Origin of the sequence: Mesorhizobium sp. L103C131B0 (assembly GCF_000502275.1) — a bacterium.
Taxonomy (GTDB): Bacteria; Pseudomonadota; Alphaproteobacteria; order Rhizobiales; family Rhizobiaceae; genus Mesorhizobium.
Window position 1 is genome coordinate 120,867 of the sequence record NZ_AYXC01000003.1, and the last position, 26,093, is coordinate 146,959.

18 protein-coding genes, 1 tRNA gene and 3 pseudogenes are annotated in these 26,093 nt (G+C 63.2%); 14 read left to right on the forward strand and 8 right to left on the reverse strand.

The window, feature by feature from the left end:
- Positions 1-195: 195 nt before the first annotated feature.
- From X730_RS156895 to X730_RS156880, 4 genes are all read left to right on the forward strand, one after another.
- Positions 196-1,293, forward strand: coding sequence for a polyamine ABC transporter substrate-binding protein (locus tag X730_RS156895; protein WP_023825874.1), 1,098 nt, complete (start codon positions 196-198; stop codon positions 1,291-1,293).
- A gap of 83 nt (positions 1,294-1,376) precedes the next feature.
- The gene (locus X730_RS156890; protein WP_023697298.1) at positions 1,377-2,516 is read left to right on the forward strand and encodes an ABC transporter ATP-binding protein; all 1,140 of its coding nucleotides are present in this window, start codon (positions 1,377-1,379) and stop codon (positions 2,514-2,516) included.
- A 9-nt stretch (positions 2,517-2,525) separates the two neighbouring features.
- The gene (locus X730_RS156885) at positions 2,526-3,491 is read left to right on the forward strand and encodes an ABC transporter permease subunit (RefSeq protein WP_031196135.1); all 966 of its coding nucleotides are present in this window, start codon (positions 2,526-2,528) and stop codon (positions 3,489-3,491) included.
- Positions 3,488-4,306 (forward strand): ABC transporter permease subunit, encoded by an 819-nt coding sequence (locus X730_RS156880; RefSeq protein WP_023669326.1) that lies wholly within the window; start codon positions 3,488-3,490, stop codon positions 4,304-4,306. The genes X730_RS156885 and X730_RS156880 overlap by 4 nt, the downstream gene beginning before the upstream one ends.
- A gap of 42 nt (positions 4,307-4,348) precedes the next feature.
- Here X730_RS156880 and X730_RS1000000169200 read toward each other — a convergent pair.
- A pseudogene (locus X730_RS1000000169200) lies at positions 4,349-6,278 on the reverse strand (AsmA family protein).
- A 361-nt stretch (positions 6,279-6,639) separates the two neighbouring features.
- On the opposite strand from X730_RS1000000169200, the gene X730_RS156875 reads away from it, so the two are divergent.
- Positions 6,640-8,610, forward strand: coding sequence for an acetoacetate--CoA ligase (locus X730_RS156875; protein ID WP_023825875.1), 1,971 nt, complete (start codon positions 6,640-6,642; stop codon positions 8,608-8,610).
- A 265-nt stretch (positions 8,611-8,875) separates the two neighbouring features.
- On the opposite strand, the gene X730_RS156870 is transcribed toward X730_RS156875, so the two are convergent.
- Positions 8,876-12,880, reverse strand: a complete 4,005-nt coding sequence (locus tag X730_RS156870) for a PAS domain S-box protein (protein WP_023825876.1) — start codon at positions 12,878-12,880, stop codon at positions 8,876-8,878.
- 323 nt (positions 12,881-13,203) lie between these two features.
- Between X730_RS156870 and X730_RS156865 the strand changes: the two genes are divergently transcribed.
- The gene (locus tag X730_RS156865) at positions 13,204-13,662 is read left to right on the forward strand and encodes a phasin (RefSeq protein WP_023669330.1); all 459 of its coding nucleotides are present in this window, start codon (positions 13,204-13,206) and stop codon (positions 13,660-13,662) included.
- Positions 13,663-14,007: 345 nt separating this feature from the next.
- Positions 14,008-14,084 (forward strand) — tRNA-His (locus X730_RS156860).
- A gap of 605 nt (positions 14,085-14,689) precedes the next feature.
- Here the strand turns inward: X730_RS156860 and X730_RS1000000169205 are convergent.
- The 5 genes and pseudogenes from X730_RS1000000169205 to X730_RS156845 all read right to left on the reverse strand — a co-directional run.
- A pseudogene (locus X730_RS1000000169205) lies at positions 14,690-14,770 on the reverse strand (oxidoreductase); the annotation flags it as partial.
- An 81-nt stretch (positions 14,771-14,851) separates the two neighbouring features.
- Positions 14,852-14,965: pseudogene (locus X730_RS1000000167420) on the reverse strand (oxidoreductase); the annotation flags it as partial.
- Positions 14,966-15,033: 68 nt separating this feature from the next.
- Complete coding sequence (locus tag X730_RS156850) at positions 15,034-15,351, reverse strand: hypothetical protein (protein WP_031196696.1); 318 nt, start codon at positions 15,349-15,351, stop codon at positions 15,034-15,036.
- A gap of 958 nt (positions 15,352-16,309) precedes the next feature.
- Positions 16,310-16,591, reverse strand: coding sequence for a hypothetical protein (locus X730_RS1000000167425; protein ID WP_023686798.1), 282 nt, complete (start codon positions 16,589-16,591; stop codon positions 16,310-16,312).
- A gap of 247 nt (positions 16,592-16,838) precedes the next feature.
- Positions 16,839-17,639, reverse strand: a complete 801-nt coding sequence (locus tag X730_RS156845; protein ID WP_023753895.1) for an IclR family transcriptional regulator — start codon at positions 17,637-17,639, stop codon at positions 16,839-16,841.
- Positions 17,640-17,874: 235 nt separating this feature from the next.
- On the opposite strand from X730_RS156845, the gene X730_RS156840 reads away from it, so the two are divergent.
- From X730_RS156840 to X730_RS156825, 4 genes are read left to right on the forward strand one after another with little or no spacing between them, the layout of a single operon-like run.
- Complete coding sequence (locus tag X730_RS156840) at positions 17,875-18,927, forward strand: ABC transporter substrate-binding protein (RefSeq protein WP_023723360.1); 1,053 nt, start codon at positions 17,875-17,877, stop codon at positions 18,925-18,927.
- A 27-nt stretch (positions 18,928-18,954) separates the two neighbouring features.
- Positions 18,955-20,454 (forward strand): sugar ABC transporter ATP-binding protein, encoded by a 1,500-nt coding sequence (locus X730_RS156835; protein WP_196813807.1) that lies wholly within the window; start codon positions 18,955-18,957, stop codon positions 20,452-20,454.
- Entirely contained in the window at positions 20,451-21,416 is a 966-nt protein-coding gene (locus X730_RS156830; RefSeq protein WP_023753897.1) for an ABC transporter permease, read from the forward strand. The genes X730_RS156835 and X730_RS156830 overlap by 4 nt, the downstream gene beginning before the upstream one ends.
- Positions 21,413-22,384, forward strand: coding sequence for an ABC transporter permease (locus X730_RS156825; protein WP_023748645.1), 972 nt, complete (start codon positions 21,413-21,415; stop codon positions 22,382-22,384). The genes X730_RS156830 and X730_RS156825 overlap by 4 nt, the downstream gene beginning before the upstream one ends.
- On the opposite strand, the gene X730_RS156820 is transcribed toward X730_RS156825, so the two are convergent.
- The gene (locus X730_RS156820) at positions 22,358-23,299 is read right to left on the reverse strand and encodes an amidohydrolase family protein (protein WP_023753898.1); all 942 of its coding nucleotides are present in this window, start codon (positions 23,297-23,299) and stop codon (positions 22,358-22,360) included. The two genes, X730_RS156825 and X730_RS156820, sit on opposite strands and share 27 nt — an antisense overlap.
- Before the next feature lie 68 nt (positions 23,300-23,367).
- On the opposite strand from X730_RS156820, the gene X730_RS156815 reads away from it, so the two are divergent.
- The 3 genes from X730_RS156815 to X730_RS156805 are packed head-to-tail and all read left to right on the forward strand — an operon-like array spanning position 23,368 to position 26,089.
- On the forward strand, positions 23,368-24,693 hold the full coding sequence (locus X730_RS156815) for an alanine racemase (RefSeq protein ID WP_031196699.1): 1,326 nt from the start codon (positions 23,368-23,370) through the stop codon (positions 24,691-24,693).
- A gap of 38 nt (positions 24,694-24,731) precedes the next feature.
- The gene (locus X730_RS156810) at positions 24,732-25,076 is read left to right on the forward strand and encodes a RidA family protein (protein WP_023753900.1); all 345 of its coding nucleotides are present in this window, start codon (positions 24,732-24,734) and stop codon (positions 25,074-25,076) included.
- 2 nt (positions 25,077-25,078) lie between these two features.
- Entirely contained in the window at positions 25,079-26,089 is a 1,011-nt protein-coding gene (locus X730_RS156805) for a succinylglutamate desuccinylase/aspartoacylase family protein (RefSeq protein ID WP_023753901.1), read from the forward strand.
- The last annotated feature ends 4 nt before the right edge of the window (positions 26,090-26,093 follow it).

The following is a 26,093-nucleotide window of genomic DNA, read 5'->3' on the forward strand; positions in this document are numbered from 1 at the left end:
GAAAGCCTCTGACGGCGTCAGCGCGCCCGCCATGCGGGCACACAGAGCCATCATCTGCCGCTCGTCGAACCGCCCGGACGGCGCTGGCAGTTCATGCTTGTGGCTGCCCGGAAAGCTCAATACTCTGAAGCAAATGCCCAATCGCGCTCGAACAGCGACGACTTGGCGAAGGAACACTCATCAAAGGAGAACAGCATGATCCGCAAAGCGCTCTGGCTTTCGGCAACCTCGGCATTTCTGACGCTTTTCGCCGTTGGCGGCCATGCCGAGGATCGCGTCGTCAACGTCTTCAACTGGTCGGATTACATCGACAGTTCGATCATCGACGACTTCACTAAGGAGACCAGCATCAAGGTCGTCTACGACACCTTCGATTCCAATGAAATCCTCGAAACCAAGCTGCTTGCCGGCGGCAGCGGCTATGACGTCGTCGTGCCCAGCGGCAACTTCCTGGCCCGCCAGATCCAGGCCGGCGTGTTCCAGAAGCTCGACAAGTCGAAGCTGCCCAACATTTCCAACATGTGGGACACGGTTTCGGAGCGCACCGCCAAATACGATCCGGGCAACGAATATTCGATCAACTACATGTGGGGCACGGTCGGCATCGGCTACAACATCAAGAAGGTGCAGGCTGCACTCGGCACCGACAAGATCGACAGCTGGGATATTTTCTTCAATCCCGACAGCCTGGCCAAGCTGAAGGATTGCGGCGTCTATGTGCTGGACTCGCCGGCCGACATCATCCCAGCGGCGCTCAAATATCTCGGCCTCGATCCGAACAGCACCTCACCTGACGACATCGCAAAGGCCGAGGAGACGTTGCTGAAGGTGCGGCCGTATATCCGCAAATTCCATTCGTCCGAATACATCAACGCGCTCGCCAACGGCGACATCTGCCTGGCGGTCGGCTGGTCGGGTGACGTCTTCCAGGCACGCAACCGCGGGGTCGAGGCCAAGCAAGGCGTCGAGATCGGCTATTCCGTGCCCAAGGAAGGCGCCCAGATGTGGTTCGACCAGATGGCGATTCCCGCCGATGCGCCGCATGCCGCCGAGGCACTCGAATTTCTCAACTACATGATGAAGCCGGAAGTGATCGCCAAGTCGTCCAACTATGTGCTGTATGCCAACGGCAACAAGGCTTCGCAGCAGTTCGTCGACAAGGCGCTGCTGGATGATCCGGCGGTCTATCCGGACGCCGAGACCTTGAAAAAGCTCTATACGGTCCAGCCCTACGATCCCAAGACCCAGCGCCTGATCACGCGCAGCTGGACCAAGATCGTCACCGGCCAGTAAGCAATGCAACATGGTCCCGGCAGCCACCTGCCGGGACCATTCTTCTCTGGGGCAAGAAGCAAAAAAATAGGACGGAGTGGGACATGAAATCGCTTGGCAGCATCCGCAGGGATTTCGCGCCATGGAACGACCCGAACGCCAAGCCATATATCCAATTCGAGAACGTCACCAAGAAGTTCGGTGACTTCACCGCCGTCAACAATCTGTCGCTGACCATTTTCGAGCGCGAGTTCTTCGCCCTGCTCGGCGCGTCGGGCTGCGGAAAGTCGACGTTGCTGCGGATGCTTGCCGGCTTCGAGGAGCCCACCGCCGGCCGTATCCTTCTCGACGGCCAGGACTTGCGCGGCATCCCGCCCTACCGCCGCCCGGTCAACATGATGTTCCAGTCCTATGCGCTGTTCCCGCATATGAGCGTGGAAAAGAACATTGCCTTCGGCCTCAAGCAGGAAGGCATGCCGGGACCGGATATCGAAAAGCGCGTCGCCGAGATGCTGAAGCTGGTGAAGCTAGAGCAGTTCGCCAAGCGCAAGCCGCACCAATTGTCGGGCGGCCAGCGCCAGCGCGTCGCGCTCGCCCGCTCGGTTGCCAAGCGGCCAAAAGTCTTGCTGCTCGATGAGCCGCTCGGCGCGCTCGACAAGAAGCTGCGCGAGGAAACGCAGTTCGAGCTGATGGACCTGCAGCAAAATCTCGGCCTTACCTTCGTCGTCGTCACCCACGACCAGGAAGAGGCGATGACCATGGCCGACCGCATCGCCATCATCGACAAGGGCGAGGTGATGCAGGTGGCGACGCCGGCGGAAGTCTATGAGGCGCCGAGCTCACGCTTCGTTGCCCACTTCGTCGGCAATGTGAACATGTTCGAAGGCAAGGTCGCCGAGCGTGCGGCAAACACCACGCGCATTACCGGCGCGACAGGGGCCCAGATCGTCGTCGAAAACAGCACCGATACAAAGGCCGGTTCCGACATCGTCTTCGCCATCAGGCCGGAGAAGATCAAGGTGTCGTCGAAGAAACCGGCCGACGCAGTCAATGCGCTTGAGGGCGAGGTCTACGACGTTGCCTATCTCGGCGACATGACCGTCTACCACATCCGGCTGGATGACGGCCAGATCATCAGGGCAAGCGCGCTCAACGCGGCGCGAGTCACCGAGGACCCGCTGACCTGGAACGACCGCGCCTGGGTCTCCTTCCGGCCGGATGCCGGCGTCGTGCTGACACGGTAGGGGGCGGCCATGTCCAACATCGCCATCACCGGCACCGGCCCATCGACAGCGGCCAAACCGTTTCTGACACGGCTCGGCGCCGGCTTCGTCAGCCGGCTCGTCATCATCGTGCCTTATCTCTGGCTGCTGTTCTTCTTCTTCATCCCGTTCATCATCGTCTTCAAGATTTCGCTGTCGCAGTCGGCGATCGCCATGCCGCCCTACACGCCGGCGCTCGATTTCAGGGACGGCATGTCCGGGTTCTTTGTCCGCTTCCGCGAACTCAGCTTCGACAATTATGTCTGGCTAACGCAGGACGCGCTCTACTTCAAAGCCTACGTGACCAGCGTTATCATCGCTGCAGTCTCGACGATCCTGACCTTGCTCGTCGGCTTCCCGATCGCCTACGGCATGGCCCGCGCGCCGGCGACGATCCGTCCGACCTTGCTGATGCTGGTGATCCTGCCGTTCTGGACGTCGTTCCTGATCCGCGTCTATGCCTGGATCGGCATCCTCAAGCCCGAGGGTCTGCTCAATCAGCTGCTGTTGTCGCTGCACATCATCAATCAGCCACTGATCATCCTCAACACTTACACGGCGATCTTCATCGGCATCGTCTATTCCTACCTGCCATTCATGGTGCTGCCGCTCTATTCCTCGCTGGAAAAGATGGATTATTCGCTGATCGAGGCGGCAAAGGATCTCGGCTGCCCGCCGACATCAGCCTTCTGGAAGATCACCTTCCCGCTGTCGCTGCCCGGGGTCATCGCCGGCTGCCTGCTGGTGTTCATTCCAGCGGTTGGCGAGTTCGTCATTCCCGATCTGCTCGGCGGCTCGCAGACGCTGATGATCGGCAAGACCTTGTGGAATGAATTCTTCGCCAACCGTGACTGGCCGGTGTCGTCGGCCGTCGCCGTCATCCTGCTGCTGCTCCTGATCGTGCCGATCATGCTCTTCCAGCAGGCCCAGGCACGCGCCCAGGAGCAGGACAAATGAACGCCACCTGGAGCCGCTTCAACGTCACCTCGGTCGTGCTGGGCTTTGCCTTTCTCTATCTGCCGATCGTGCTGCTCATCGTCTTCTCCTTCAACGAGTCGAAGCTGGTCACCGTCTGGGGCGGCTTCTCGACCAAATGGTATGCCTCGCTGTTCCACAATCAGGGGCTGATGGACGCCACCTGGGTGACCGCGCGTGTGGGTGTCATCTCCGCCACTGTGGCAACCGTGCTCGGCACGCTGGCGGCACTGACCTTGACCCGCTACACCCGCTTCCGCGGCCGCATCCTGTTTTCCGGCATGGTGTTTGCGCCGCTGGTCATGCCGGAAGTCATCACCGGCCTGTCGCTGCTGCTGCTGTTCGTTGCCGTCGGTCTCGACCGTGGCTTCCTGACCGTGACGCTTGCTCACATCACCTTGACCATGTGCTTCGTGGCCGTCGTCGTGCAGTCGCGCCTGGTGTCGTTCGATCGTTCGCTGGAAGAAGCTGCCTTGGACCTCGGCGCAACGCCGGTAAAGACCTTCTTTCAGATCACGCTGCCGGTCATCATGCCGGCCATCGTCTCCGGCTGGATGCTGGCCTTCACCCTGTCGCTTGACGATCTGGTCATCGCCTCCTTCACCTCCGGGCCTGGCGCCACCACGCTGCCGATGAAGATCTACAGCCAGGTGCGGCTCGGCGTGACGCCGGAAATCAACGCCGCCTGCACCATCCTGATCGCCGTCGTGGCGGTAGGCGTCATCATCGCTTCGGTCGCCAACAAGCGGCGTGAGGTGCAGCGCCAGCTCGACGAACAGGCCGCGCAGCGCGGTTGATTGCGTCAAACGAGGGATAGGGCGGTTCCGGTAAGGGACCGCCTATTCGCCTGAGACGCCGCGGCTGATCGGCGAGATGAACGGCGTGCTCCAGGTGCCGCCGACGAAGAATGACGACTGGTTGGATCCCTGCTGGCCATTGACCGGTGCCGCTGCCGGGTCGGCCTGGGTGACACCCCCCGAAAGCGCCAGCCCGCGTCCGCCGTAAGAGGCGATGCCGGACAGCCAGACCTTGTATTTCGCCGAATTGGCCTCGGCCTTGTCCAGCCTTGCCACACCCTTCGAGATGGTGGCCTTGAGCTCGGCGCCGTCCATCGGCAGTGTCCCGTCCGAGACGTCGTCGAGCGCGAAGAAGCCGCCCTGTTCCGTGTGCTTCAGAAATGCCGGCAAATTGAGCCCGCTCAGCGCGCCCGGCCCGAACGTCGCAGAGACCGAGCCGTCCGCGTTCTCGAAGATCGAGTCCCAGGATTTGCCCGGCCCTTTGAGAATGACCGAGACAGTGCCGGTGCTGGCCGGCACCAGCCGCGTCATTCCGGCCGCGGTGCCGAAAGCGGCGCCGTCAATGTCGGAGGCGAGCAGCCGGATCTCGACCTGCGAGCCCTCCGGTTTGCGGTCGAAACGCAGGCTACTTTGCACGTTGCCGCCAAAGGCCGACGCATCGGAGATATCGAAGACGGCAAGCCCGTTCTTCACCTGCGCCGTAGCGGCGACGTCGGCAAGCTGGATTGCGCCGGCCGAGGCATGTGCCGCTGACAGCCTCAGATCGAGATTGATCCGGTCGGCGAAGCTGGTGTCGATTTCGCCGGGACCGGTCTCGCCGGTCGGCGCCAGCGGCGTGAAGGCCGAAAACAGCGACCTGAGGTCGAGCGTATCGAAGGCGAGTGTGCCTGATATCACCGGCAAGGCGTCGCCGAACGAAAAATCCAGGGCCCCCATTCCCGGGTTGCTGTCGAGCGTCACCGCGGTGTTTTCGAATTTGACGCGGCCGGCGGTCGCCGTGATCTTGCTCGAAATCGAGACCGANGTCGAGCGTCACCGCGGTGTTTTCGAATTTGACGCGGCCGGCGGTCGCCGTGATCTTGCTCGAAATCGAGACCGAACCGATCGCCGTACCAGGGGCAATGCCGGCCTGCGACCATTCCAGCACGCGCCGCAGCGAGGGCGCGGCGAATTTCGCCTGGCCATCGAAATAGGCGTTTTGCGACATGCTGGCCGTGCCGTCGAACGAGAAGCTGGCCGGCGCTGCCTTGAACGAAAACGTGACCGGTGCGGCGCCGCCGGCAAACAGCACCAGCGGCTTGGGCGAGGCGGCATCGACGGTGACGCTCTCGCCGCGCCAGATTCCGGTCGCCGACAAGGTCGCGTTGCTGTTCATCGCTGCCCAGCTCGCCTGGCCGGACAGGCTGGTCAGCAATTCGACGTCCTTGCCGCCGACGGAGGCGACCATACGGCCGTCCCTGAATTCCACGGTGCCGAACGGATCGGCGGGCAGCTTGCTCAGATCCGGCTTCGTCGGATCGGCGTTGACCACGCCGCGCGCCGTGTCGATGGAGCGGGTGATGCGTCCGCCCGTTGGTATGGCGGGCAGGAATATGCCGTTTGCGGCGCGCTGGACCCGGATCGTCGGCCGCACCAGCCGCGCCGTCGAAAACACCACATCGCCCTGCAGCGCCGCCATGGCCGAAAGGTCGACCTCGACCCGTTCGGCCTCGATCACCGGCGGCGCGTCGGTCTCGGTCCACTGGGACAGCGTGACGTCGCTCAATATGGCGCGGAACTTCGGCCACACCTCGATGCGCGGCGAACCGGCGATGGTGACCCTGAAACCGCTCCACGCGCTCATCTCCCAGGCGATGCGATCGCGCACGATCCGGGTCGAGGCAAACAGCGGCAGAGCGGCGACGACCAGCGCGATGACGAGCACGGCAACGCCGATCGCCCATATTCCGCGCCGGATCAAAGGTGATGGCATATTGCCCCGGTTGCTTTCATTCCGATAAACGCCTGACGGGTGTAACCGCCAGTCGTCACCACGCCTTCCAGCCGTCACTACGACTTAGGGCTGAGGCATTTCAAGTCTTTATGGCCCGGCGATGGCAATTGCGCACATATGGCCGAGTTTAGCGGAACAAAATCTTGCTCTGCCGCACGGTGGTAGGCATAAGCGATGCAGCTTCAGCCTGTTACGAGGCGCGGCGTTTTTGGGACAGCGGCGCCTGTAAAGCTGAGGCTAGTGCATGTCGCCCGGAAGAGCAGCGGTTCCGGGACAACGACGTGCATCAAACAAAAGCATATCTATCTTGCGACGCGACGGGCTTCAAGGAGGATCGATCATGGCTGCCGAAGCACCGCTCTGGACTCCGACGCAAGACCAGATCGACGCAGCACCACTGACCGCGTTCATGAAGGCAGCAGCGGCCAAAAGCGGCACATCCTTCGCCTCCTACGCCGAACTGCACCGCTGGTCGGTCGAGGATCGCGAGGGCTTCTGGAGCCTGCTGTGGGACTTTTGCGGCATTGTCGGCGACAAAGGGACCGATGCGGGCGAGCCCGTGCTCGTCGATGGCGACAAGATGCCCGGCGCATCGTTCTTTCCCGAAGCGACGCTGAACTTCGCCGAGAACCTGCTGAAGAAGACCGGTTCCGGTGACGCGATCGTCTTTCGCGGCGAGGACAAGATCGAGCGGCGGCTGTCGTGGAGCGAACTGCACCAGCTGACCTCGCGCTTTCAGCAGCTTTTCCTGTCGCTCAAGGTTAAAAAGGGCGACCGCATCGCGGCGATGATGCCCAACATGCCGGAAACCGTCGCCGCCATGCTGGCGGCCGCCTCCATCGGCGCGGTCTGGTCGTCCTGTTCCCCCGATTTCGGCGAGCAGGGCGTGCTCGACCGTTTCGGCCAGATCGAGCCGGTCATATTCATTGCGCCGGACGGCTATTGGTACAATGGCAAGGCAATCGAGGTAGCCGACAAGATCGCTGCCGTTGCGGCGAAGCTCGAAACCGTCCGCAAGGTCCTGATCGTCGACTATCTCGGTACCTCGCGCGATATCGCAGCGATCATCGACAAGGCCGTGGCGCTCGAAGAGGCGCTGTTACCCTTTACCGCCAAAGCGGTCACGTTCAAGCGGCTGCCGTTCGCGCACCCGCTCTACATCCTGTTCTCGTCAGGTACCACCGGCATTCCCAAATGCATCGTCCATTCGGCCGGCGGCACGCTGGTCCAGCATGTCAAGGAACACCGGCTGCATGCCGGACTCATCGAAGGCGACCGCTTCTTCTACTTCACCACCTGCGGCTGGATGATGTGGAACTGGCTGGTGTCGGGCCTGGCCTCGGGCGCCACGCTGCTGCTCTATGACGGCTCACCCTTCCACCCCGACGGCAATGTGCTGTTCAGCTTCGCCGATGCCGAGAAGATGACCTTTTTCGGCACCTCAGCCAAATTCATCGATTCCGTGCGCAAGGCCGGGCTCAAGCCGATCCGCAGCCATGATCTGTCGAGTGTGCGGGCGATTTCCTCGACCGGCTCACCGTTGTCGCCGGAGGATTTCCGCTTCGTCTTTGACGGCATCAAGAAGGACGTACATCTGGCCTCGGTTTCCGGCGGCACCGACATCGTCTCCTGTTTCGTGCTCGGCGTACCGACGCAACCGGTCTGGACCGGCGAGATCCAGGGTCCCGGCCTCGGCCTTGCTGTCGATGTATGGGACGATGACGGCAAGCCGATCCGCGAGCAAAAGGGTGAGCTGGTTTGCACCAAGGCGTTTCCGTCGATGCCGATCGGCTTCTGGAACGATCCTGAGGGCAAGAAATACCATGCGGCCTATTTCGAGCGCTTCGACAATGTCTGGTGCCACGGCGACTTCGCCGAATGGACCGCGCATGGCGGCATGATCATCCACGGCCGTTCCGACGCGACGCTCAATCCGGGCGGTGTGCGCATCGGCACGGCGGAGATCTACAATCAGGTCGAACAGATGCCGGAAATCCTTGAGGCGCTGTGCATCGGCCAGGATTTCGACAATGACGTGCGCGTCGTGCTGTTCGTGCGGCTGGCCGCCGGCGTGACGCTGGACGAGGATCTGGAAAAGCGCATTCGTTCCAAGATCCGCAGCGGCGCCAGCCCGCGCCACGTGCCGGCAAGGATCGTCGCCGTCAGCGACATTCCGCGCACCAAATCGGGCAAGATCACCGAGCTTGCAGTGCGCGACGTGGTGCATGGCCGCGCCATCAAGAACAAGGAAGCGTTGGCCAATCCAGAGGCGCTGGAGCTGTTCAGGAACCTGCCGCAGCTGGCTGAGTGACGCGGCCGGGATGGTTAACCAGATATGTCGGTCGAATTTACCTAGATTTCATGAGTGGTACACATTCGTAAATTCTTTGGACGGCCGGTAAGGAGTTGTTAAGGCCCGGCGTCGATAGTCGCACGTAACTTGAGGGAGAAATCCCGCTCCTCGTCCCCTGAGGATCAGATTCGCTCAAGCCCCCGTTGTGACAGCAAATCCCATTTAAGGCGTCCTGTTGGACGCCTTTTCTTTGTCCGGGATTCTCGCCCGGGAATGGCCGGCCCTATTCGGCCAGCACCCGCGTCGACGGGAAGGCGACCTCGACCAGCGTCCCTTCGCCCGGCGTCGAGGTGATGGTGAAGCGGGCGCGGTTGGCTTCCACCATCGCCTTGGTCAGCGGCAGGCCGAGACCGGTGCCGTCGCCACGCCCGCGCTTCAGCGCATTGATCTGCTTGAATGGCTTAAGCGCCTGCTCGATCTCGGCATGGCTCATGCCAATGCCGGTATCGCGCACCCGCATGACAACGTCGCCGGAGGTTTCATAGGCGGTCGACACGATCACCTGTCCGCCGGCTTGCGTATAGCGAATGGCATTGGACAGGATGTTGAGCGCGATCTGGCGCACGCTTCTGAGGTCGGCGACGACTTCCGGCAGTCGCGAGGCGAAGCTGGAGCGGATGATGACACGCTCGCGGTTGGCCTGCGGCTGCATCATCGCCACAGTCTCGGCCAGCGTATCGTTGAGCGACACCGCCTCGTAGTCCATTTCCTGCTGGCCGGCCTCGATCTTCGAAATGTCGAGGAGGTCATTGACGAGATCGAGCACATGGTTGCCCGAGCGGTTGATGTCTCTGAGATAGTCGCGGTAGCGGTCATTGGCTACCGGGCCGAACTTCTCGTCCACCATCAGCTCGGAAAAGCCGATAATGGCGTTGAGCGGCGTGCGGATCTCGTGGCTGATGCGGGCGAGGAAATCGGTCTTCTGCGAGGAGGCGCGCTCGGCCACCGCGCGCGCCTGGGTCAGATCCTCTTCGGCCCGCTTCCACTGCGTGATGTCGCGCACCACGGCGCAGAAGCCGCTGTCATTGGGTAGCCTGCCGATGGTCATGAACAGCGGGATGAAGCGCCCTTGCGCCTCGCGCCCGATCACCTCGCGGCCATCGTTCATCACACTCGCCACGCCGGGCTCGGACAGGCCGTTCAGATAGTCGCGCGCCGCGCGCTGGCTTTCGATGGCAAACAGCGAGGCGAACGGTTTACCGGTGACGTCGTCGCTGTCGAAGCCGAACAGCGCCTCGGCCGGCCGGCTGATCGAGCGGATGTCGCCGTCGCGGCCGATCAACACCACACCATCGGTCGCGGTGTCGATGATGGTGCGCATCTCGGCAATGCGCGCTTTGAGTTCGGAGACATCGGGCTGCGTCTGCTCCTCGGCTGCGAGATGCGCAACCATCGGCGGCTCGTTATCGCCGGTACGTCGCACCACCAGCATCAGCGCCTTGCCGGCGCGCCACGGCACCGAACGCAAAATGGCTTCGATCGGAAATTCCTGGCCCTCGCGCGTCTTCAGTTTGAGTGTGTGGTCGCTTTCGCCGGCCGTTTCTGAATAGGGATCGGCAAACAGCGCGTCGAGCCCGCCGGCGTCGCTCAGGTCCTCAAGCGTGTCATAGCCGGTCAGGCCGAGGAATTCCTCATTGGCGTAATGAAGCTCGTCGCCCGAATGGATGAGCAGCGGCACCGGCAGCTTGCCGAGGATCGACGTGTCAGGGGCCTTGTGTTCATCTCCGGCCGAGAATGCCGAAGGCATGAACCCCTCAAGCTTGAGCGGCGGCACTTTCAGGCGCTGTGGTTCTGCCGGCACTGTGTCCGCATCGCCGGCCTTGTCCCCGTCTTCCACGGCGGAATCGGTCGCCTCGTCGGACGGCGCCCAATCCTCATTGTCCTCGGCATCGCGGAAGTCGGCCGACGTCATGCTGTCGTCTTCACCGGCATTGGCCGGCGTCTCGGCAACAACCGGCTGTGGCTCTGCGGCCTCGACGATCTCTTGGGCTTGCGTATCATCCGGTTCGGAAGCCGGCGCAAGTTCGTCGTTGGACGACGTTGCTTCCGTACTGTCTCCGGTGACGGAGCCTGGTTCGGGATCGGCATAGTCGAGCAGGGAGCGCGACACTGTCGGCGCCTTCGCCTCGCCTGCTTCGCTGTCCGCAAGGCCGTCGTCCGGCTGCTCGCCGTCAAGCTGCGTCAGGTCCTTTTCGTCCTCGGCATCGCTTTCCGGCGGTTCGGCCTCAGCCGTTTCGCTTTCGGGTGCGGCTGCCGATGGTTCAGCCACGGCAGCCGGGCCGGCTTCGCCCGGACTCGAGACCTCGGCGGGTTGTCGGGCTGGCGCGGCTGTTTCAGGCTGGTCCGCCTCGACATGATCCGGCTTGGGCTCATCTGCCTTGGCCTGGTCTGGCGTTACCTGATCCGGATTGGCCGGTTCGGCCTGCTTGGCAGTCTCCGGCTGCTCCGGCGGGGGATTGTCCTTCTTCAGCCGCTCGCCGATTTCGCGGAAAGCGCTGCGCTCCAGCGTCGACAGGCCCCTCTCGCTTGTCGGCTGCTTGTCGTTGGCGGGCTGCCGATGCTCGGCCAGCCGGATGACCTTATCGGCAAAACGACGTTCCTGCTTCGGCACGATGGTCAGTGCCGGCACTTCGCCCTCGAACGGATCGGCCGCCTTGGGAGCTTCCGCCACGGGCTGTTCCGGGGCCGGCTCGGCTGCTGCCGGTGGCGCGCCATTGGGGACCAGCGCCATGCCGATTGCTTCCGGATCGACCACCGCATCGCCGGCGCGGGCGACGCCGAAACCACGAAAACCTTCGAAGGCGCGGCTGCGGCCATAGACAGGCAGTGCTGCCAGATCGACCGGTATCTTCAGGTCGGAGCCGGCAACCGGCCACAGTACCGAGCGGCCCGACCAGGTGTCGCGCCGTTCAAGCAGGCCCGCGATCTCGCCCGAGGCGTCGAGGCCGAAAATTGTCGCGACGTCCTTGAAGCGGCGGCCGATCACGTCGGCGGCGGCTTTGCCGACAATGTCGCCGAATTCCGGCGACAGCGCGCTGAACTTGCCCTCGGCGTCGGTGCGCCAGACGAAGCGCAGCGGCGGCGCCGAGCGGTCGACCTCACGTTTGGCGGGAGGCGCAGCCGGTGGGGCTGCGTCAGACGGCAGGGCGGGCGCAGCGGCACTGCTGTCCAACTGCGCACTCTCGGCCGGGGAAACAGAATCCGGCTCGGCCTGCGCCGGACTGTCCGGCTCGCCCGCCTGCGGCTCTTCGCCGGCATGGAAGTACCAATGATCATGTTGCGCCGGCGCGCTGTCATTCGCCGCCTGCTCGCGGCAGGTCGTCTGCTCGCGATGGTCCGCCTTTGTATCGGTTGACGCCGAAGCATCATGCTTGGTGGCAGCCGGACCTGTCTCCCCGACATCAGGTGCGGCCGCGAGTGGGGCGCCCTGATTCCCGCTTGCGGTGGGGTGGTCAGCCACCGCATCCACCGTTACCGCGTTCTCCGCGGCGGCTTGCGCCGGGCCATCGTCGACCTGCGCTGCAGCAGGTTCGGCATCCAGCTCGCCGACAGGATTTTCCTCACCGAGCTGATCCTCGTCGATGACCACCAGCAGATGCCTGGACTCGGTCAGGCGCGCGAAGCCGGCCGGATAGGACGTGGCGCCGCCGGGGACCAGCCGCTTGACGATGCGGTCGTCCTGGCTCGCCACGTCGGCGACAAGCGCGGCCAGCGTCTCAGGCCGGATGGCGAGCGCGCCAAAGCCATCGGAAGCCGCCTCGACAGTGCCGGCGGCGTCGACAAAGGCGATGAAATGGCCGTCTTCGGTAAAGCCGCTGATGGCGCGGGCCGCAATGTCGGCAGCACTGCGCGAGCCGGCCTGCGCTGCCGGCACCACCAGCATGATGGCGCTTTCGCCGTCCGGCATAGTCACCGCACTGGCCAGGAAGCCGACGGCGCGGCTGGTGATGCCGGTCGCCAGCCGTACCGTAATGGCGCGGTCGCTGCCGATCTGCGGGAAGCCCGCGGTCGCCATGATCTGGCGCCTGGCGATCAGCGGCAGCTGAGCCGAGGCGCCGATGATGGCCTCGATATCGGGATAGCCGAACACCGCAGCGCCCGGGCCGTTGGCCCAGATCACCTGTTCGAGGTCGGCCGACAGAATCGCGATCGCGTCGCCGGCGGCGAAGCGCTGGCGAACCGCATCAAGCACGGCGACATCGAGGAAAGAGTAGTTCTCGGAAGGCATGCGCTTGGCGGACCCTTTCGGTGAAACCTCTTGGCGAACCCCTCTTGGCGAACCTACAAGGCGGGCAATTTGCAGTTAACGCTTTGTTAATAAAAGCCCGCGCGGCGAAGGTCCACAAGCCATGGCGGGAAGCAGGTGGAATCTCTGGCCACTTGGTTAACAGCTCTCGGAATGTCCCTGGATAACTTCTTGGGTGACGCATGGGAAGAAATTTATGGTGCACTGCAACAAAGATATTGCATCGCACAAAAAAACCGCTATATTGCCATCATACATGAACGAGACGGCTTTTTGTCAAAGCCGCTACCCCGAAAGGATGGAAAATGACCAAGGCCAAGACCGCTGAGACCATCGAAAACGTCGAATTCCCGAGCTTCGACGCTTCCAAGGCAACCGACCAGATCCGCGCTTTCGCCGAAAAGGGCGTCGAGCAGTCGAAGGAAGCCTACTCCAAGCTGAAGACCGGCGCCGAAGAGACCCAGAAAGTCCTGGAATCGACCTTCGAGACTGCCAAGACCGTTTCCAGCGACCTGTCGCTCAAGACCATCGCCGCTCTGCGCGCCAATGCCGAAGCCGGCTTCTCGCATCTCGAGGCCCTCATCGGCGCCAAGTCGCTGTCGGAAGTGGTCGAACTGCAGACCGCCTTCCTGCGCAAGCGCGTCGAGACCACCGTCGAGCAGGCCAAGGACTTCCAGGCTGTTGCTTCGAAGGCTGCCGAAGACGTCTCCAAGCCGGTCAAGACCGCTTTCGAGAAGGCCCTGAAGGACATCAAGGCCGCCTAATAATTGCGCACAACTCTGCGATGCATCAAAACGTCGCATTTCGTCAGACAAATAGGTGTGCGATAGAGTTGTCCAAATGAATACCCGGCGAGTGGAACCTCCTCCCTCTGCTCTCCGGGGTGACCAGCCAGCACCTCCTCCCGCTGGCTCGTAACAGGAAAAGGCCGGCACCTCCTCCCGCCGGCCTTTTTCTTTTGCCGAAGAAACGGGCGTCCGTTGGGAGACCGGCTTTGCCTTATCAAAGGCCTTGAATTAGTCTCTGATAGACCGTATTGGACGCATCGCCGAACGACAGAGCGGATCTCGGAGAATGAATTTTCACCACGATCTGGCTCAGGCGAACGTGCCGTTGTAGCTCAGATGGTTAGAGCGCCGGATTGTGGATCCGGAGGTCGCTGGTTCGATCCCAGCCAACGGTACCACCGAATTTCCCGCTAAAGTATTGATTGCCGATCCCGACGATCCACGAGAGATCAAGACCTGTATGGCCCTGTCGGCAGGGCAGGAAGACCCTGACTGCGCACACACACCGCGGTGCGGATACCCGCGCCGCAGCTTAGGTTTCATTTTACTCCAGCGGTTCGTCGGTCGGCCGAGGCGTCGTGCCTGCCTGACGAGGACGGCCGGCATTGCGATTTGCAATGCGGCTGTCGAGTGGCGATCTGGACGCTTGCTGGGCGCCAGCGGTCTTGGGTGCCGTCGGCTTGGCGCCGGAATCGCTGTCTTCAGCATCGCGACGGGGATGTGGCAAACCGGCGGCCTCAGGCGATCTGACCGGAGGTGTCGCGGCCGGGTTTGTCGATACGGGTTTGTCCTTGGCCATTTTCAACTCTCGCCTTTTCAGCATGCAGACGGCCGGACAACAAAGTCGGGCCATTGGACAGAACGGTCAGCCGTGCGGGCGCATCACGACTTTGATGCAGCCGTCCTCCTTGTCGCGGAAGGTTTTGTAAGTTCGGGCCCGGCCTTGAGGCCAGCGCGATGGAATGACGGGTCGATATCGCCGTTCTGAACTTTCTGCAGCGATGTCGCGTTCATCCTGGATCGTCGGATCGGCCACCTGTTCGCAACGTATGTCGCCTTTGCCGTGCCATGTGAGGGCCTTCATGTGCTGTTCCTTGACGACAAGCCCTGCGAGCCCGAACTTGGCTTGATGTGAAATGTTCCCGCTTCCAACGAGCATCCGGCCTCAACCCTTGGCGGCCGAGCCGGGTTCGGCCATGCCGCAATGCTGCTCGGCCAGGGTGCCGGCCGGCGTGCCATGCGCCGCTGCAACCTGCAGCTTGTTTTTCCAGCCGCTGATCGCCTGCTGCCACGACCGCATCCCTGATCGCTTCGCAGGGCAGAGGTTTGGCGCAAGCGCAGGATCTGCTATCGCGCCAGCATCGCGGCGACAACGAACACGACGGCGGCAACGACGACAAGCGCGACAATGGCCAGCACCGGGCCGTTTTTACTCGGGGCCGGGGCTCGCTCGTCGTCCGGCCGCCGCATCGCATTGGCGAAGCTTGCTTGATTAGCGAAAGCCGGCGTGCCCGTCGCTGCGGGAACCGGCACGGCGCAGGTGTCTGCTGCTTCGGCATCGGTTTCCATAGGCGCCGCCGCCGGGTCGAATCCCGGCGTCTTGTCCTCTGTCACCCCAGACTGGATATCGCCTCTGTCTTCGGCCGGGTTACGTTCGACGTTCATGATGATGCTCCTGCCGCTGGCCCGGGCTTCCCCAACCGCGAGCGGATCAGGATGTTCCATCGGGCGGAATCGCCGACAACGAGGAGCAAATTCAGATAGCCTTCAAACAGATGTCCCTGGTGGCAACGCGGGCCTTGCAACCGGTCAGCACCGGATTGGTGGTCTCGTTGTAGCCGGCCATGGTCGGCGACGCGGCAAATTCGGCAAAGTTCCAGTCTGGCTCGCAATGCTCGCTTACGCACACCGCCGCTGGTTGACCTTGAACTGGCTCGTTCCAGCCACTCCAAACCAAATTGCCCGTCCGGATCGCGGCGGCGCGCTGTTTGTATTCCGTGGGAACATCAACAGCGCCAGCGAGTTCGGTATGTGCAGCGAGTTCCCTGTTCGCCGCATGGCCAACATCCGGAGCTCTTGACTGCCCGCGTCTTCGCTCCTGGAGCGCGGGCCACTCCTCTTAGCCCAAGGTTGCGATCATGAGCAGAAACATTCCGGAAAAGCGGGCCAGGCAGGGTGGCTTGGGGCGACCGGTCCTTGGCGTGCTCTTGGCAGGCCTTGTCTTGGCGCTCGTTGCCTGGGGGATCGCTGAAATCTATGGCGAGCAGGCTAAGACACCGGCGACACAACAAAACAGCCGGGTTCCATCGCCAGATACTTACAGCCCAAATCCTGGCCAAACGGACCCTGCAAACTCCAAGGCCGATGATGTGAATGGCGAACCGGTGGACCGAAATCCCAAGCTCGACAAGGATCCCACGCCGCGATCAAGCACTGGCGGGGATCAGCCAGGAACGCCGCCAACTCAACCTGCTTCGCCATAGCGTTCGCACTAGTTGATAAACACAATTCAAACAGATGCGGAAATGTGGAGCGGCGATTTCAGCCAATTTCAAGAGCCGGGTCTGTCAATAATCGCCGGCGCTCTCTGATAGCTGGGGAGCCACAAAACCTCCGCTGATTCTTACCGCTTGCTGGATGGCACTGGCGGCTCCAGACCGACTGCGCGCTGTGTCACGCCGGCAGACCTTTGCACCTCTGGGCGCTTTTGAACTTGCAAGTCGATGGAATCAGGCAAGCTGGGTGTAGATGATGCAGTCGTCATCTTATCGAGGTCCGGCAGCAACACCATCTTTGCGTAGCGTGGAGGAACCAGATGGCCTCCGAAAACAGCGAATATCCCGCACACGAATAAAGCGAGAAGCAGGGCAGTAAGCACATCTGTGAAAATTTCGACAAATCTCATGTGCTCGCTCCGCGCGTAAGGATCCCGCCGCGCTCTCGACAGTAAGAGCGGCGGGATCCTCAACCGGCGATGAAGGGACTTTGATCGACGGTCTTCTCCTAATGTGGCTTCCGGTTGCGTGTTCCCTGGTTCGGACCTTATCCACCGACTGTGGGACTAAGGTCCGGAACCTAAATGGAACCCATGGGGAAGAGCGGAATCCATGTGCCTTTAAGAGGCTTCAACCTGAGGGCACGACGGCTGATCGTCAGCCTCCCGCCAGAGACAGTCCACGGGCGCGCTCGCGCAGCAACGCAAGCAGTTCGTCGCGCCGTGGCTCCGGCGTGTCGACGGGTAACACCAAACACAAGGTCCTTTTGATGGCGCCGTGGCCGTCACGGATGGGGGCCGCCATGCACCAGGTGAAACGGTCGGCCAAGGCTGTGGTCTCGCTGAAACCCTGCCGGTGGGCCAAGGCAACATCGGCAAAGAATTCGGCTGGTGCAATGATGCGGCCGTCGGGAAGCCTGTAGTCGCCAGATGGGATGAAATCCCTCAACTCTTGCTCGTTCATATGGCCGAGGAGCAGCCGTCCGGATGCCGTCCATGGGATCGGCACCTCAACCCCAACATCGCTTGAGATCCGGAACGGGCCTGGGGAATCTCGGCAGTCAAGAACGACGTATTTGTTGCCACGCAGGCCGCATAGCTGGACCGTCTCGCCTGTCTCGGCGGCCAACTTATCCAAGGTCTCGATGATGCGACGGTAATGGGCATTGTGATGTGAGTAGGCCCAGCCGAACAGATGCATGGCGCGTCCGAAATAGACGTAACCTTCACCGCCGACGTTTTCGAGCATTTCGGCGTCGAGCAGGCTGTTGACGATCTCGTAGGTGGTCGAACGCGGCGCGCCGATCATTTTGGCGATGTCGCCGACGCGCATTGGCGCGCGGTGCCGCAGCAACGCCTCGAGCAGCATGATGACGCGGTCAATGCCGCGTCGTCGTTCGCCGTTGCGCGGCTCCGCGCCGGCTTCCTTCCCGATCGCATCGTTAGTGCCCTCGCTCATGACCCTCCGCCAAAATCATTTCGGTTCTCGTCTCAGGGCGCTTGAAAGATGTCAAGGCTCGGACTAGCATCCAGTTTGTCCGATATACAGACACATTGTCTGAAATACCAGACAAACTAACGAGCCTGACGCAGACAAATCCCGAGGCGACACACGGTTTCCAAGATCCGGCGACCGACGGGTTTCCTCGCCCTTGTTCTGCACGTCGAGGCCACAACCTCTGAAGGGAACAGTCATGATGAAATCACCGTTTTTCGCATCCGCCAGCGCGCTTTGCCTCGGTCTCGTGCTGAGCTTTGGCGCCGGCTCGGCAGCCAATGCCGCCGCCAACTGCATCAAGGGCGACCGCAAGGCGCCGTACACGATCGGCTGGGCCAACATCTATTCCGTGCCGACCTGGATGAAGCAGACCCAAGGCACGATCGAAGCCGAAGTCGAGACCCTGAAGAAGCAGGGACTGGTCGACAAGCTCGTCGTCACCGACGCTCAGGGCGATGCCAACGTCCAGATCCAGCAGATCCAGTCGATGATCGATTCCGATGTCGACGCCATCATCCTGATCGCCGGTTCGTCGACCGCACCTGCACGCGTTCTGGCCGATGCCTGCGCCAAGGGCATCGCCATCATCAACTTCGACAGCCTCGTCGATACCGACAAGGTCACCGCCAAGGTCAATACCGATTCTTCGCAGTGGGGCGACCAGGCGGCCAAGTTCCTGATCGACGCTATCGGCGGCAAGGGCAAGATTCTCATCCTCAACGGCCCGGCCGGGGTTTCGGTCAGCGATGACAGGCGCAAAGGCGCCGACGCTGAGCTCAAGGCCCATCCCGACGTGACGGTGCTTGCCGAGACCAACACGCCCTACAACGTCGCGCCGGCACAGGAAGCCGTCACCAGCCTCCTCTTCGCCAACCCCGAGATCGACGGCATCCTGTCGCTCGGCGGCGCTCTGTCGGCAGGCGCCGTGCTGGCCCTCGACAAGCAGGGCCGTGAACAGGTGCCGATCACCGGTGAGAACGCCCGGCAGTTTTTGGAACTCTGGAAAGAAAAGGGCTTGAAGAGCTGGGCGACGATGCAGCCGAACTGGCTCGGCGCCTTCGCCACCTACACTGCCGTCCAGGCGCTGGAAGGCAAGGATGTGCCGGCTTTCGTCAAGATTCCGCTGCCGGTAATCGACAATTCCAACATCGACGAATACCTCGCCCGGGCCAAGGACTTCCCGGCTGACGGCTACATCTTTTCTCCTTACGATGAGGAGCTGTTCAAGAAGCTGCTGGCTCAGAAATAAGCCTGAAGGGTTGTAGCGTTGACAACCATGGCTCCGCTGCTCGCGGCGCGGGGTGTGTCGAAGTCCTTCTTCGGCAACCCCGTCCTGCGCGACGTTTCAATCGCTCTCCAGCCGGGCCGCGTGCATGCGCTGCTCGGCGAGAACGGCGCCGGAAAGTCGACCTTGATCAACCTTTTGTCCGGCGCCTTGAGACCGGATGGCGGGACGATCGAGGTCGATGGACGCGCGGTCTCACGCATGACGCCGGCTGTTGCGCGGCAGGCCGGCATCGCCGTCGTCCAGCAGGAACTCAGCCTGACGGCCAGTCTTTCCATCGCCGAAAATATTGGTCTCGGCGCCTATCCCAAACGGTTCGGCCTGATTGACTACCGCGAACTCGCTGCGCGGGCGAGGACCGCATGCGAACTTGTCGGGCTGCACGAGCCGCTGTCGACGCCGGTCGGGCATCTGTCGCTCGGCCGCCGCCAAATGGTGGAGATCGCCAAGGCGCTCTACCGCCGGCCGCGCGTGCTCATTCTCGACGAACCGACATCGTCGCTATCGGCAACCGAAACCAAAATCCTCACCGATCTGCTGCAGCGGTTGCGCGGCGAAGGCATCGCCATTCTCTACATCTCGCACCGACTGAACGAAGTCATGGCGCTGTGCCAGCACGTCACCGTTCTGAAGGACGGCACCTGCACGGCCGACCGCACCCTGGAAGGCACCGACGCCGCCGGGTTGGTTCGGCTGATGGTCGGCCGCGATCCCGGTGATCTTTTTCCGCAATGGCAGCCTTCCAGTTTGCCTGCCGACGCTATCTCTGTCCGAAATCTTTCGGCCGGCCTGATGCGCGACGTCGATCTGGATATCAAAACGGGCGAAGTGCTTGGCATTGGCGGCCTGGTCGGGCAAGGGCAGGAAGATCTGCTGCTCGGTCTCTACGGCGCCATTCCGGCACGGACGGCGTCGGCGACCGTCAACGGCGCCTCCGGCCTGCCCGGCGGCGTGCCGAAAGCCAACGCGCTGGGGCTGGCCTATGTGCCCGCGGATCGCAAGCGCGAGGGCCTGCACCTGATCCATCCCATCATCACCAACATGATGCTGCCCGCCTTTGCCAGGCTGCCGGCGCTGAAGCTGCGCAGCCGCCGCGCAGAGCGCGAGACGGCCAAAAGCCTTGCCGCCCAACTCGGCATCAAGGGTCACCTCGGGCGGGCGGCGCAGGCTCTATCGGGCGGCAACCAGCAGAAGGTGGCGCTGGCGAAATGGATGCCGCACGACCCGCTGGTGCTTCTGCTCAACGATCCGACGCGCGGCGTCGACGTCGAAACAAAACGTGAGATCTACATGATGCTTCGCAATTTCGCCGCCGCCGGCAAGGCGGTCGTGCTGCTCAGTTCCGACACGCCCGAACTCGTGCACCTTTGCGACCGTGTAGCCATCGTCCGCGAAGGCCGCATCGTCGCCATGCTGGCGCGTGGAGCGCTGAGCGAGGAAGCCATCGTCTCCGCGGCGATGGGCGCCGAACAGCGGAAGGTTGCGGCATGAAAGGATCTTCCTCCGCCCGGCAGACCGATGCGCTCTACTGGCCGGTGCAGATGCGTCGCAATGTCGGCGTGCGCAGCCTGTTTGCCGTCGTCCTGGTGTTTCTCATCGCCTATGGCGTCCTCTTTCCGGGCCTGTTCACGGCGTCCGGCTTCGCCAAATTCACGCAGAGCTGGTTTCCATTGGCGCTGGTCGCCATGGCGCAGGCGATCCTGATGCTCACCGGCGGCATCAGCCTAGCCATCGGCGCGACGGTCAGCTTGGGCGCGGTCATCGCCGCGACGACGATGGCCGGGCCGCTGGGCGTCGCCGGGGGCACTGCCGCAGTGGCGCTGACGGGCCTCGGCATCGGGGCGGCGACCGGCTTCATCGTGGTACGGCTTCGCCTGCCGGCGATCGTGGTGACGCTTGCCGGGTCGTTCATCATCGGCGGCGCCGCACTGCTGACCCTGCCGCGGCCCGGCGGCGCAATCCCGGCGTGGCTGTCCGACCTGCTTGCCGGCAACACACCGGCGGCATTCGTGCTGCTGGTGGTCATCATTCTCCTGTGGAAGCTCTATCTCGCCACGCCGCTTGGCTTGAGCCTCTATGCCGCCGGCGAGAATCCGGTCGGCGCCTATCGCTCCGGCGTGCCGGTCGACGGCGCGCGCATTGCGGCCTATGCGATCAGCGGTCTGCTCTCCACTGGCGGCGGCTTGTTCGTCGCCGCACAGACCGGTTCGGGCGACCCGGTCATCGGCGCCGCCTTTACCCTGAACTCGATTGCCGCTGCGGTGCTCGGCGGCATCGGCTTCCTCGGCGGCCAGGGCACGATGCGCGGCGCGCTTGCCGGCAGCCTGCTGCTCAGCCTGATGATCAGCGTCATGTTCTTCCTCGGCTTCACGCCGGTCGCACAATATGTGGCCCAGGGCCTGATCATCATCGGCGCGGTCGCCATCCCGCAATTCCGCAAGGCACAGCAATGACAGCATGGAATGACAGCGCGGGCGGCAAACGCGCCCTGACGGTCCTGCGCAGCCGGCCGTTTCTCACCGTTGCCATCGTTGCCGCGGTCTGGATCGTGGCGAGCTTCGTTTCGCGCGGCTTCGGCGCTTATGGCCATCTGCGCTATCTGGTGGAGCTCGGCGCCGTCATCGGCCTGGTTGCCGCGGGCCAGACTTTTGTGGTGATCGCCGGCGGCATCGACCTTTCCGTCGCGGCCATCGTCACGGTCAGCGCCGTCAGCCTGCCGCTGCTGTCGTGGCAGGTGGATCCGACCGGCATCACCGCCATTCTTGCCGTTCTGGTGCTGACCACGGCAATCGGCCTGGTCAACGGGCTCGGCGTCGCTTTGCTGCGCGTCCACCCGATGATCATGACATTGGCCATGGCGACATTCTTGCAGGGTCTGTTGATCATCATCGCCGGCGGCAGCGCCGTGACCGCCGAGAACCCGCTGGTCCACTGGCTCGGCAATGGCCGGCCGGCCGGCATTCCCGCTGGCGTATTGTTGTGGGTGGTCGTCTCGGTGATCGTGCTGACCACGATGCATGCGACATCGCTTGGCGCCCGGATTTTCGCCATGGGCGCCAACCCACTTGCCGCGGCATTGTCCGGTGTTCCGGTCACGTCCACGACGCTTGCGGTCTACGGCATCAGCGGCTTCTGCTCGGGACTTGCCGGCGTGCTCGTGTTGGGCATGAACGGACAGGGCTATGTCGGCATCGGCGATCCCTATCTGCTCGCCTCGATTGCCGCTGTGGTCCTCGGAGGCACCTCGATCCTCGGCGGGCTTGGCACCTATGCCGGCACCATCCCCGGCGCCATCCTGCTGGTCACCATCACCGCGCTGATCACCGTCGTCAACGCATCGCCCGGCTGGCGCAGCATCCTGTTCGGCTCGCTGATCCTCGGCCTGCTGCTGCTCTCAGGCCGGGAGCAGGCGCGCCGATGACACATCGTCGAGCCGATAGATGCGCCTTGCGTTGCCGAAGAACAGCGCCGTCTGCTCGTCGGCGGAAAAGTCCGCTGTGATGGTTTTGAAGCCGTCATATATGTCATCGAACGAGGCATGCAGGCCGGCGACCGGAAAGTCGCTGCCGAACATGGCGCGACCGGTGCCGAAACAATCGATGCAATGCAGGACGACGGGCTTCAGGCTGTCGAGCGTCCAGTCATGATCGTAGGCGACCAGATCCGATATTTTGATGGCGACGTTGTCGCATTGCGACAGAAGCCGCAGCCCGTCGCGCCATCTCTGCATGCCGTCGGCGTCGCGGTCGATCGGACTGCCGCAATGGTTGAGCACGAATTGCTGATCGGGGAAGGCAGCCGCAAGGCGAGCCGCGCCGGCGAGCTGGCGCGGAAACACCATCAGGTCGAAGGCCAGCCGATGCTGGCCAAGCAAGGCAAGCCCGGCACGCCAGGCCGGCTCCTCCATGATGCCGTCACGGGTCGCAAAACGGCGGGCAGGGTCGGGATCCCAGCTCAATATGTCGCGCACGCCGACGACACGCTCGAACGCGGCTTGCGCTTCGATCAGCGCCGGCGCCTGGCGATCGGCGAGCGGCACGTGAACGACATAGCGAGCGGCGACGCCGCGCGATTTGTCGAGTGTTTCAAGCCAGCGCGTTTCTCCGATGCAGTCGCCACTCGCCCAGCCGGCTTCGACATGGATGGTGGCGAGGACTTTATGCCCTATGGCATCGCGCGCATAATCCCCAGGCAGATAGTTCCGCCGCAAGGGGCCAAGCTCGCCCAGGCCGCCGCGCTCGCCGGCCGTGGCGGCGAGCCAGGGATGCCGTCCCAGGCTGAGATCCCAAAGATGATGATGGGCGTCGATGATCGGTCCGGCGTAAGGTTCTGGCACGTATCTCTCTCAGGCTGTGACCGGCGATCGATCTGGCTTCGTTGCGACGGTGAAAGGGTTAGCATCGGATGACTGAAAACTCACCGGTTCCAGCCCTTTCGGTGCACGAAAATTTTCGGCTCGACAACCGCATCCGCGGCGTGCCTCCCGGCACAACCGGGCTTGACAGCAGCCTTGTCGCGGCCGAGCGCTGGCATCCCGCGGATGGACGCATGGCGCTTCCGGTGCTGACCCTCGACGAGGCGGCCTTCTCCGCCAATCGCGACCTGTTCCTGCGCTATGCGCGCGAACACAATGTTGAGATCGCTCCGCATGCCAAGACGCCGATGGCGCCCGACCTTGCCCGGTCGCTGGTCGAGGCCGGCGCATGGGGCACGACGGTCGCCGACATCAGGCAAGCGACAGTGATGCTGAAGGCCGGCTTGACACGGCTGATCATCGCCAATGAGGTTGGCGGAGCCGGCGGCGCCAACCGGCTGGCCGTGCTTGCTGGTGCCTGGCCGGATGCCGAGCTCTATGTCTTTGCCGACTCGGTCGACGCCGTGAACGCGCTTTCCGAGGCTTGGCGCGCCAATGCGGCACTGCCGCCTTTGCATGTGCTGGTCGAACTTGGTGCGGGCAGGGCGGGCGCCCGCACCACCGCGCAAGCCGAGGCCATCGCCGATGCGATCACGGCTGCCGGCGGGCGGCTGCTGATCGCCGGCGTTGCGACCTATGAAGGGGCGGCGGCGCAACCCGAGCCCGGTCGCACCGATGAGGTGATATCCGGCCTGCTGGCAATGACCGCCGACATGTTCCTGCGGCTGCGTGCCCGCGTCGGCGGCGACGCACCGCTGATCGTCACAGCCGGCGGCTCCGCCTTCTTCGACCAGGTGGCCGCGGCGCTTGCACCCCTCGTTTCCAGCGACGGCAACGCAACGCTGGTGCTGCGCAGCGGCGCCATCTTCTTCCACGACCACGGCACCTATGACCGTTCGCTCGGCGCCCTCGATACCCGCAAGGGTTTTGCCATAGGCGGCATCAGCGCTTCGGCGCGGCATTCCTTTCGCCCTGCGCTACGCCTTTGGGCCGAAGTGCTGTCGCGTCCGGAGCCGGGCCTTGTCATCTGCGGCATGGGCATGCGCGACGTGTCGTTCGACCAGGGCTTTCCAACGCCGCTCACCGTCTTTCGTGCCTGCAAGCCGCTGCCGATGCCGGCGGCGCGCGCCGAGGTGGTCAAGCTCAACGACCAGCATTCCTTCCTGTCGATTGCACCGAGCGACGACGTGGCCGTCGGCGACGTCGTCGAATTCGGCATCTCGCATCCCTGCACCTGCCTCGACCGTTATCGCGTGATCTTCGGCGTCGACGCGACCGGCCACGTCCGCCACGCTTTCCCCACCTGGTTCGGCTGACCAGATCCCCCAAAAAGAGAACCTCGAAAGGATCCGATATGATCAAGTATTTTCAGTCCGGCTCGCGCATGTCGCAGGCAGTCGTCTATGGCGGCCTCGTTCACATAGCCGGCCAGGTGGCCAACGATCGCAAGGCCGGCATCGAAGGCCAGACCAGCGACGTGCTGGCCAAAGTCGAGGCGCTGCTGGTCGAGGCCGGCAGCAGCAAGTCGAAGCTGGTGGCGGTCAGCATCTTCCTGCCGCAGATCGGTGATTTCGAGGCCATGAACAGCATCTACGATGCCTGGATCGATCCTGCCCGCCTGCCGGCGCGGGCCTGCGTCGAGGCGCGCCTTGCCGACCCTGATCTGCGCATCGAAATCACCGCGGTCGCGGCGGTCTGACCATGCACACCGGCCTCGCCCACACGCTCGATTTCGACCGCGACGGCAAGACGCTCAGCCATCTAAGCATTCCGTTCTCGATCGATCGCTCGCCCTACTTTCAGGTCAAGGTGCCGATCTGCCTAATCCGCAACGGCGACGGCCCCACACTGCTTTTGATGGCCGGCAATCACGGCGACGAATATGAGGGCGAGCTGTCGCTGGCAAAACTGGTGCGCCGGCTCGATCCGAAGCGCATCAAGGGCCGCATCACCATCATGCCGATGGCCAACGCCCCTGCGGTGATGGCCGCCAAGCGCTGCTCGCCGCTCGACGGCGGCAATCTCAACCGAGCCTTTCCCGGCGATCCCTCGGGAACGCCGACAAGCCGGCTCGCCAATTTCCTTGAGACGGAGCTGTTCCCCCGTCACGACGTCGTCTTCGATATCCATTCGGGCGGCACGTCGATGGAGCATCTGCCGACCGCGCTGGTCGAACGCAACGCCGATCCCGAGCGCCACCGGCGTGGCGTCGAGCTGATGCGCAAGCTCGGCATGCCCTACGGCTTTATCGCTGACAACGGCCAGGCCTCGCCAACCTCGATGGGCGCAGCGCGCCGCGCCGGCGCCGTCGGCGTCAGCGGTGAGTTCGGCGGCGGTGGCACCGCAACGGTCGATTCGATGGCGATCACGGCCCGCGCACTCGACCGTCTGATGATAGCAATGGGTGTGGTCGGCGCGCCGGTTCTTGGCGCTGGCGAAAAGCCTTCAGCGCCGACAAGGCTGCTGTCCCTGTCCAGGCACAGCCAGGGCCTCTATGCCACCCGCCGCGGCTGGTTCGAGCCCGCCGCCAGGCTCGGCGACAGTGTCACTTCAGGACAATTGGCCGGCTGGTACCACGATCTCGAGCGGCTCGATGTTGCCGAGGAGGCCCTGCATTTCGCCGAAAGCGGCTTGGTGCTGTCGCGCCGGCTGCACACGATGTGTGAGGCGGGCGACTGCCTAATGCAGGTCGCAGAGCCGGTCGACGGCTGAGCCA

What these genes read in the sequence shown, in the direction of transcription:
- X730_RS156850 (WP_031196696.1), bottom strand. Translation starts at nt 15,351, where the DNA reads ATGAACGTCGAACGTAACCCGGCCGAAGACAGAGGCGATATCCAGTCT.
- X730_RS156815 (WP_031196699.1), top strand. Translation starts at nt 23,368, where the DNA reads ATGACTGAAAACTCACCGGTTCCAGCCCTTTCGGTGCACGAAAATTTT.
- X730_RS156885 (WP_031196135.1), top strand. Translation starts at nt 2,526, where the DNA reads ATGTCCAACATCGCCATCACCGGCACCGGCCCATCGACAGCGGCCAAA.
- X730_RS156825 (WP_023748645.1), top strand. Translation starts at nt 21,413, where the DNA reads ATGACAGCATGGAATGACAGCGCGGGCGGCAAACGCGCCCTGACGGTC.
- X730_RS156810 (WP_023753900.1), top strand. Translation starts at nt 24,732, where the DNA reads ATGATCAAGTATTTTCAGTCCGGCTCGCGCATGTCGCAGGCAGTCGTC.
- X730_RS156840 (WP_023723360.1), top strand. Translation starts at nt 17,875, where the DNA reads ATGATGAAATCACCGTTTTTCGCATCCGCCAGCGCGCTTTGCCTCGGT.
- X730_RS156805 (WP_023753901.1), top strand. Translation starts at nt 25,079, where the DNA reads ATGCACACCGGCCTCGCCCACACGCTCGATTTCGACCGCGACGGCAAG.
- X730_RS156830 (WP_023753897.1), top strand. Translation starts at nt 20,451, where the DNA reads ATGAAAGGATCTTCCTCCGCCCGGCAGACCGATGCGCTCTACTGGCCG.
- X730_RS156880 (WP_023669326.1), top strand. Translation starts at nt 3,488, where the DNA reads ATGAACGCCACCTGGAGCCGCTTCAACGTCACCTCGGTCGTGCTGGGC.
- X730_RS156870 (WP_023825876.1), bottom strand. Translation starts at nt 12,880, where the DNA reads ATGCCTTCCGAGAACTACTCTTTCCTCGATGTCGCCGTGCTTGATGCG.
- X730_RS1000000167425 (WP_023686798.1), bottom strand. Translation starts at nt 16,591, where the DNA reads ATGAGATTTGTCGAAATTTTCACAGATGTGCTTACTGCCCTGCTTCTC.
- X730_RS156835 (WP_196813807.1), top strand. Translation starts at nt 18,955, where the DNA reads ATGGCTCCGCTGCTCGCGGCGCGGGGTGTGTCGAAGTCCTTCTTCGGC.
- X730_RS156895 (WP_023825874.1), top strand. Translation starts at nt 196, where the DNA reads ATGATCCGCAAAGCGCTCTGGCTTTCGGCAACCTCGGCATTTCTGACG.
- X730_RS156845 (WP_023753895.1), bottom strand. Translation starts at nt 17,639, where the DNA reads ATGAGCGAGGGCACTAACGATGCGATCGGGAAGGAAGCCGGCGCGGAG.
- X730_RS156890 (WP_023697298.1), top strand. Translation starts at nt 1,377, where the DNA reads ATGAAATCGCTTGGCAGCATCCGCAGGGATTTCGCGCCATGGAACGAC.
- X730_RS156875 (WP_023825875.1), top strand. Translation starts at nt 6,640, where the DNA reads ATGGCTGCCGAAGCACCGCTCTGGACTCCGACGCAAGACCAGATCGAC.
- X730_RS156865 (WP_023669330.1), top strand. Translation starts at nt 13,204, where the DNA reads ATGACCAAGGCCAAGACCGCTGAGACCATCGAAAACGTCGAATTCCCG.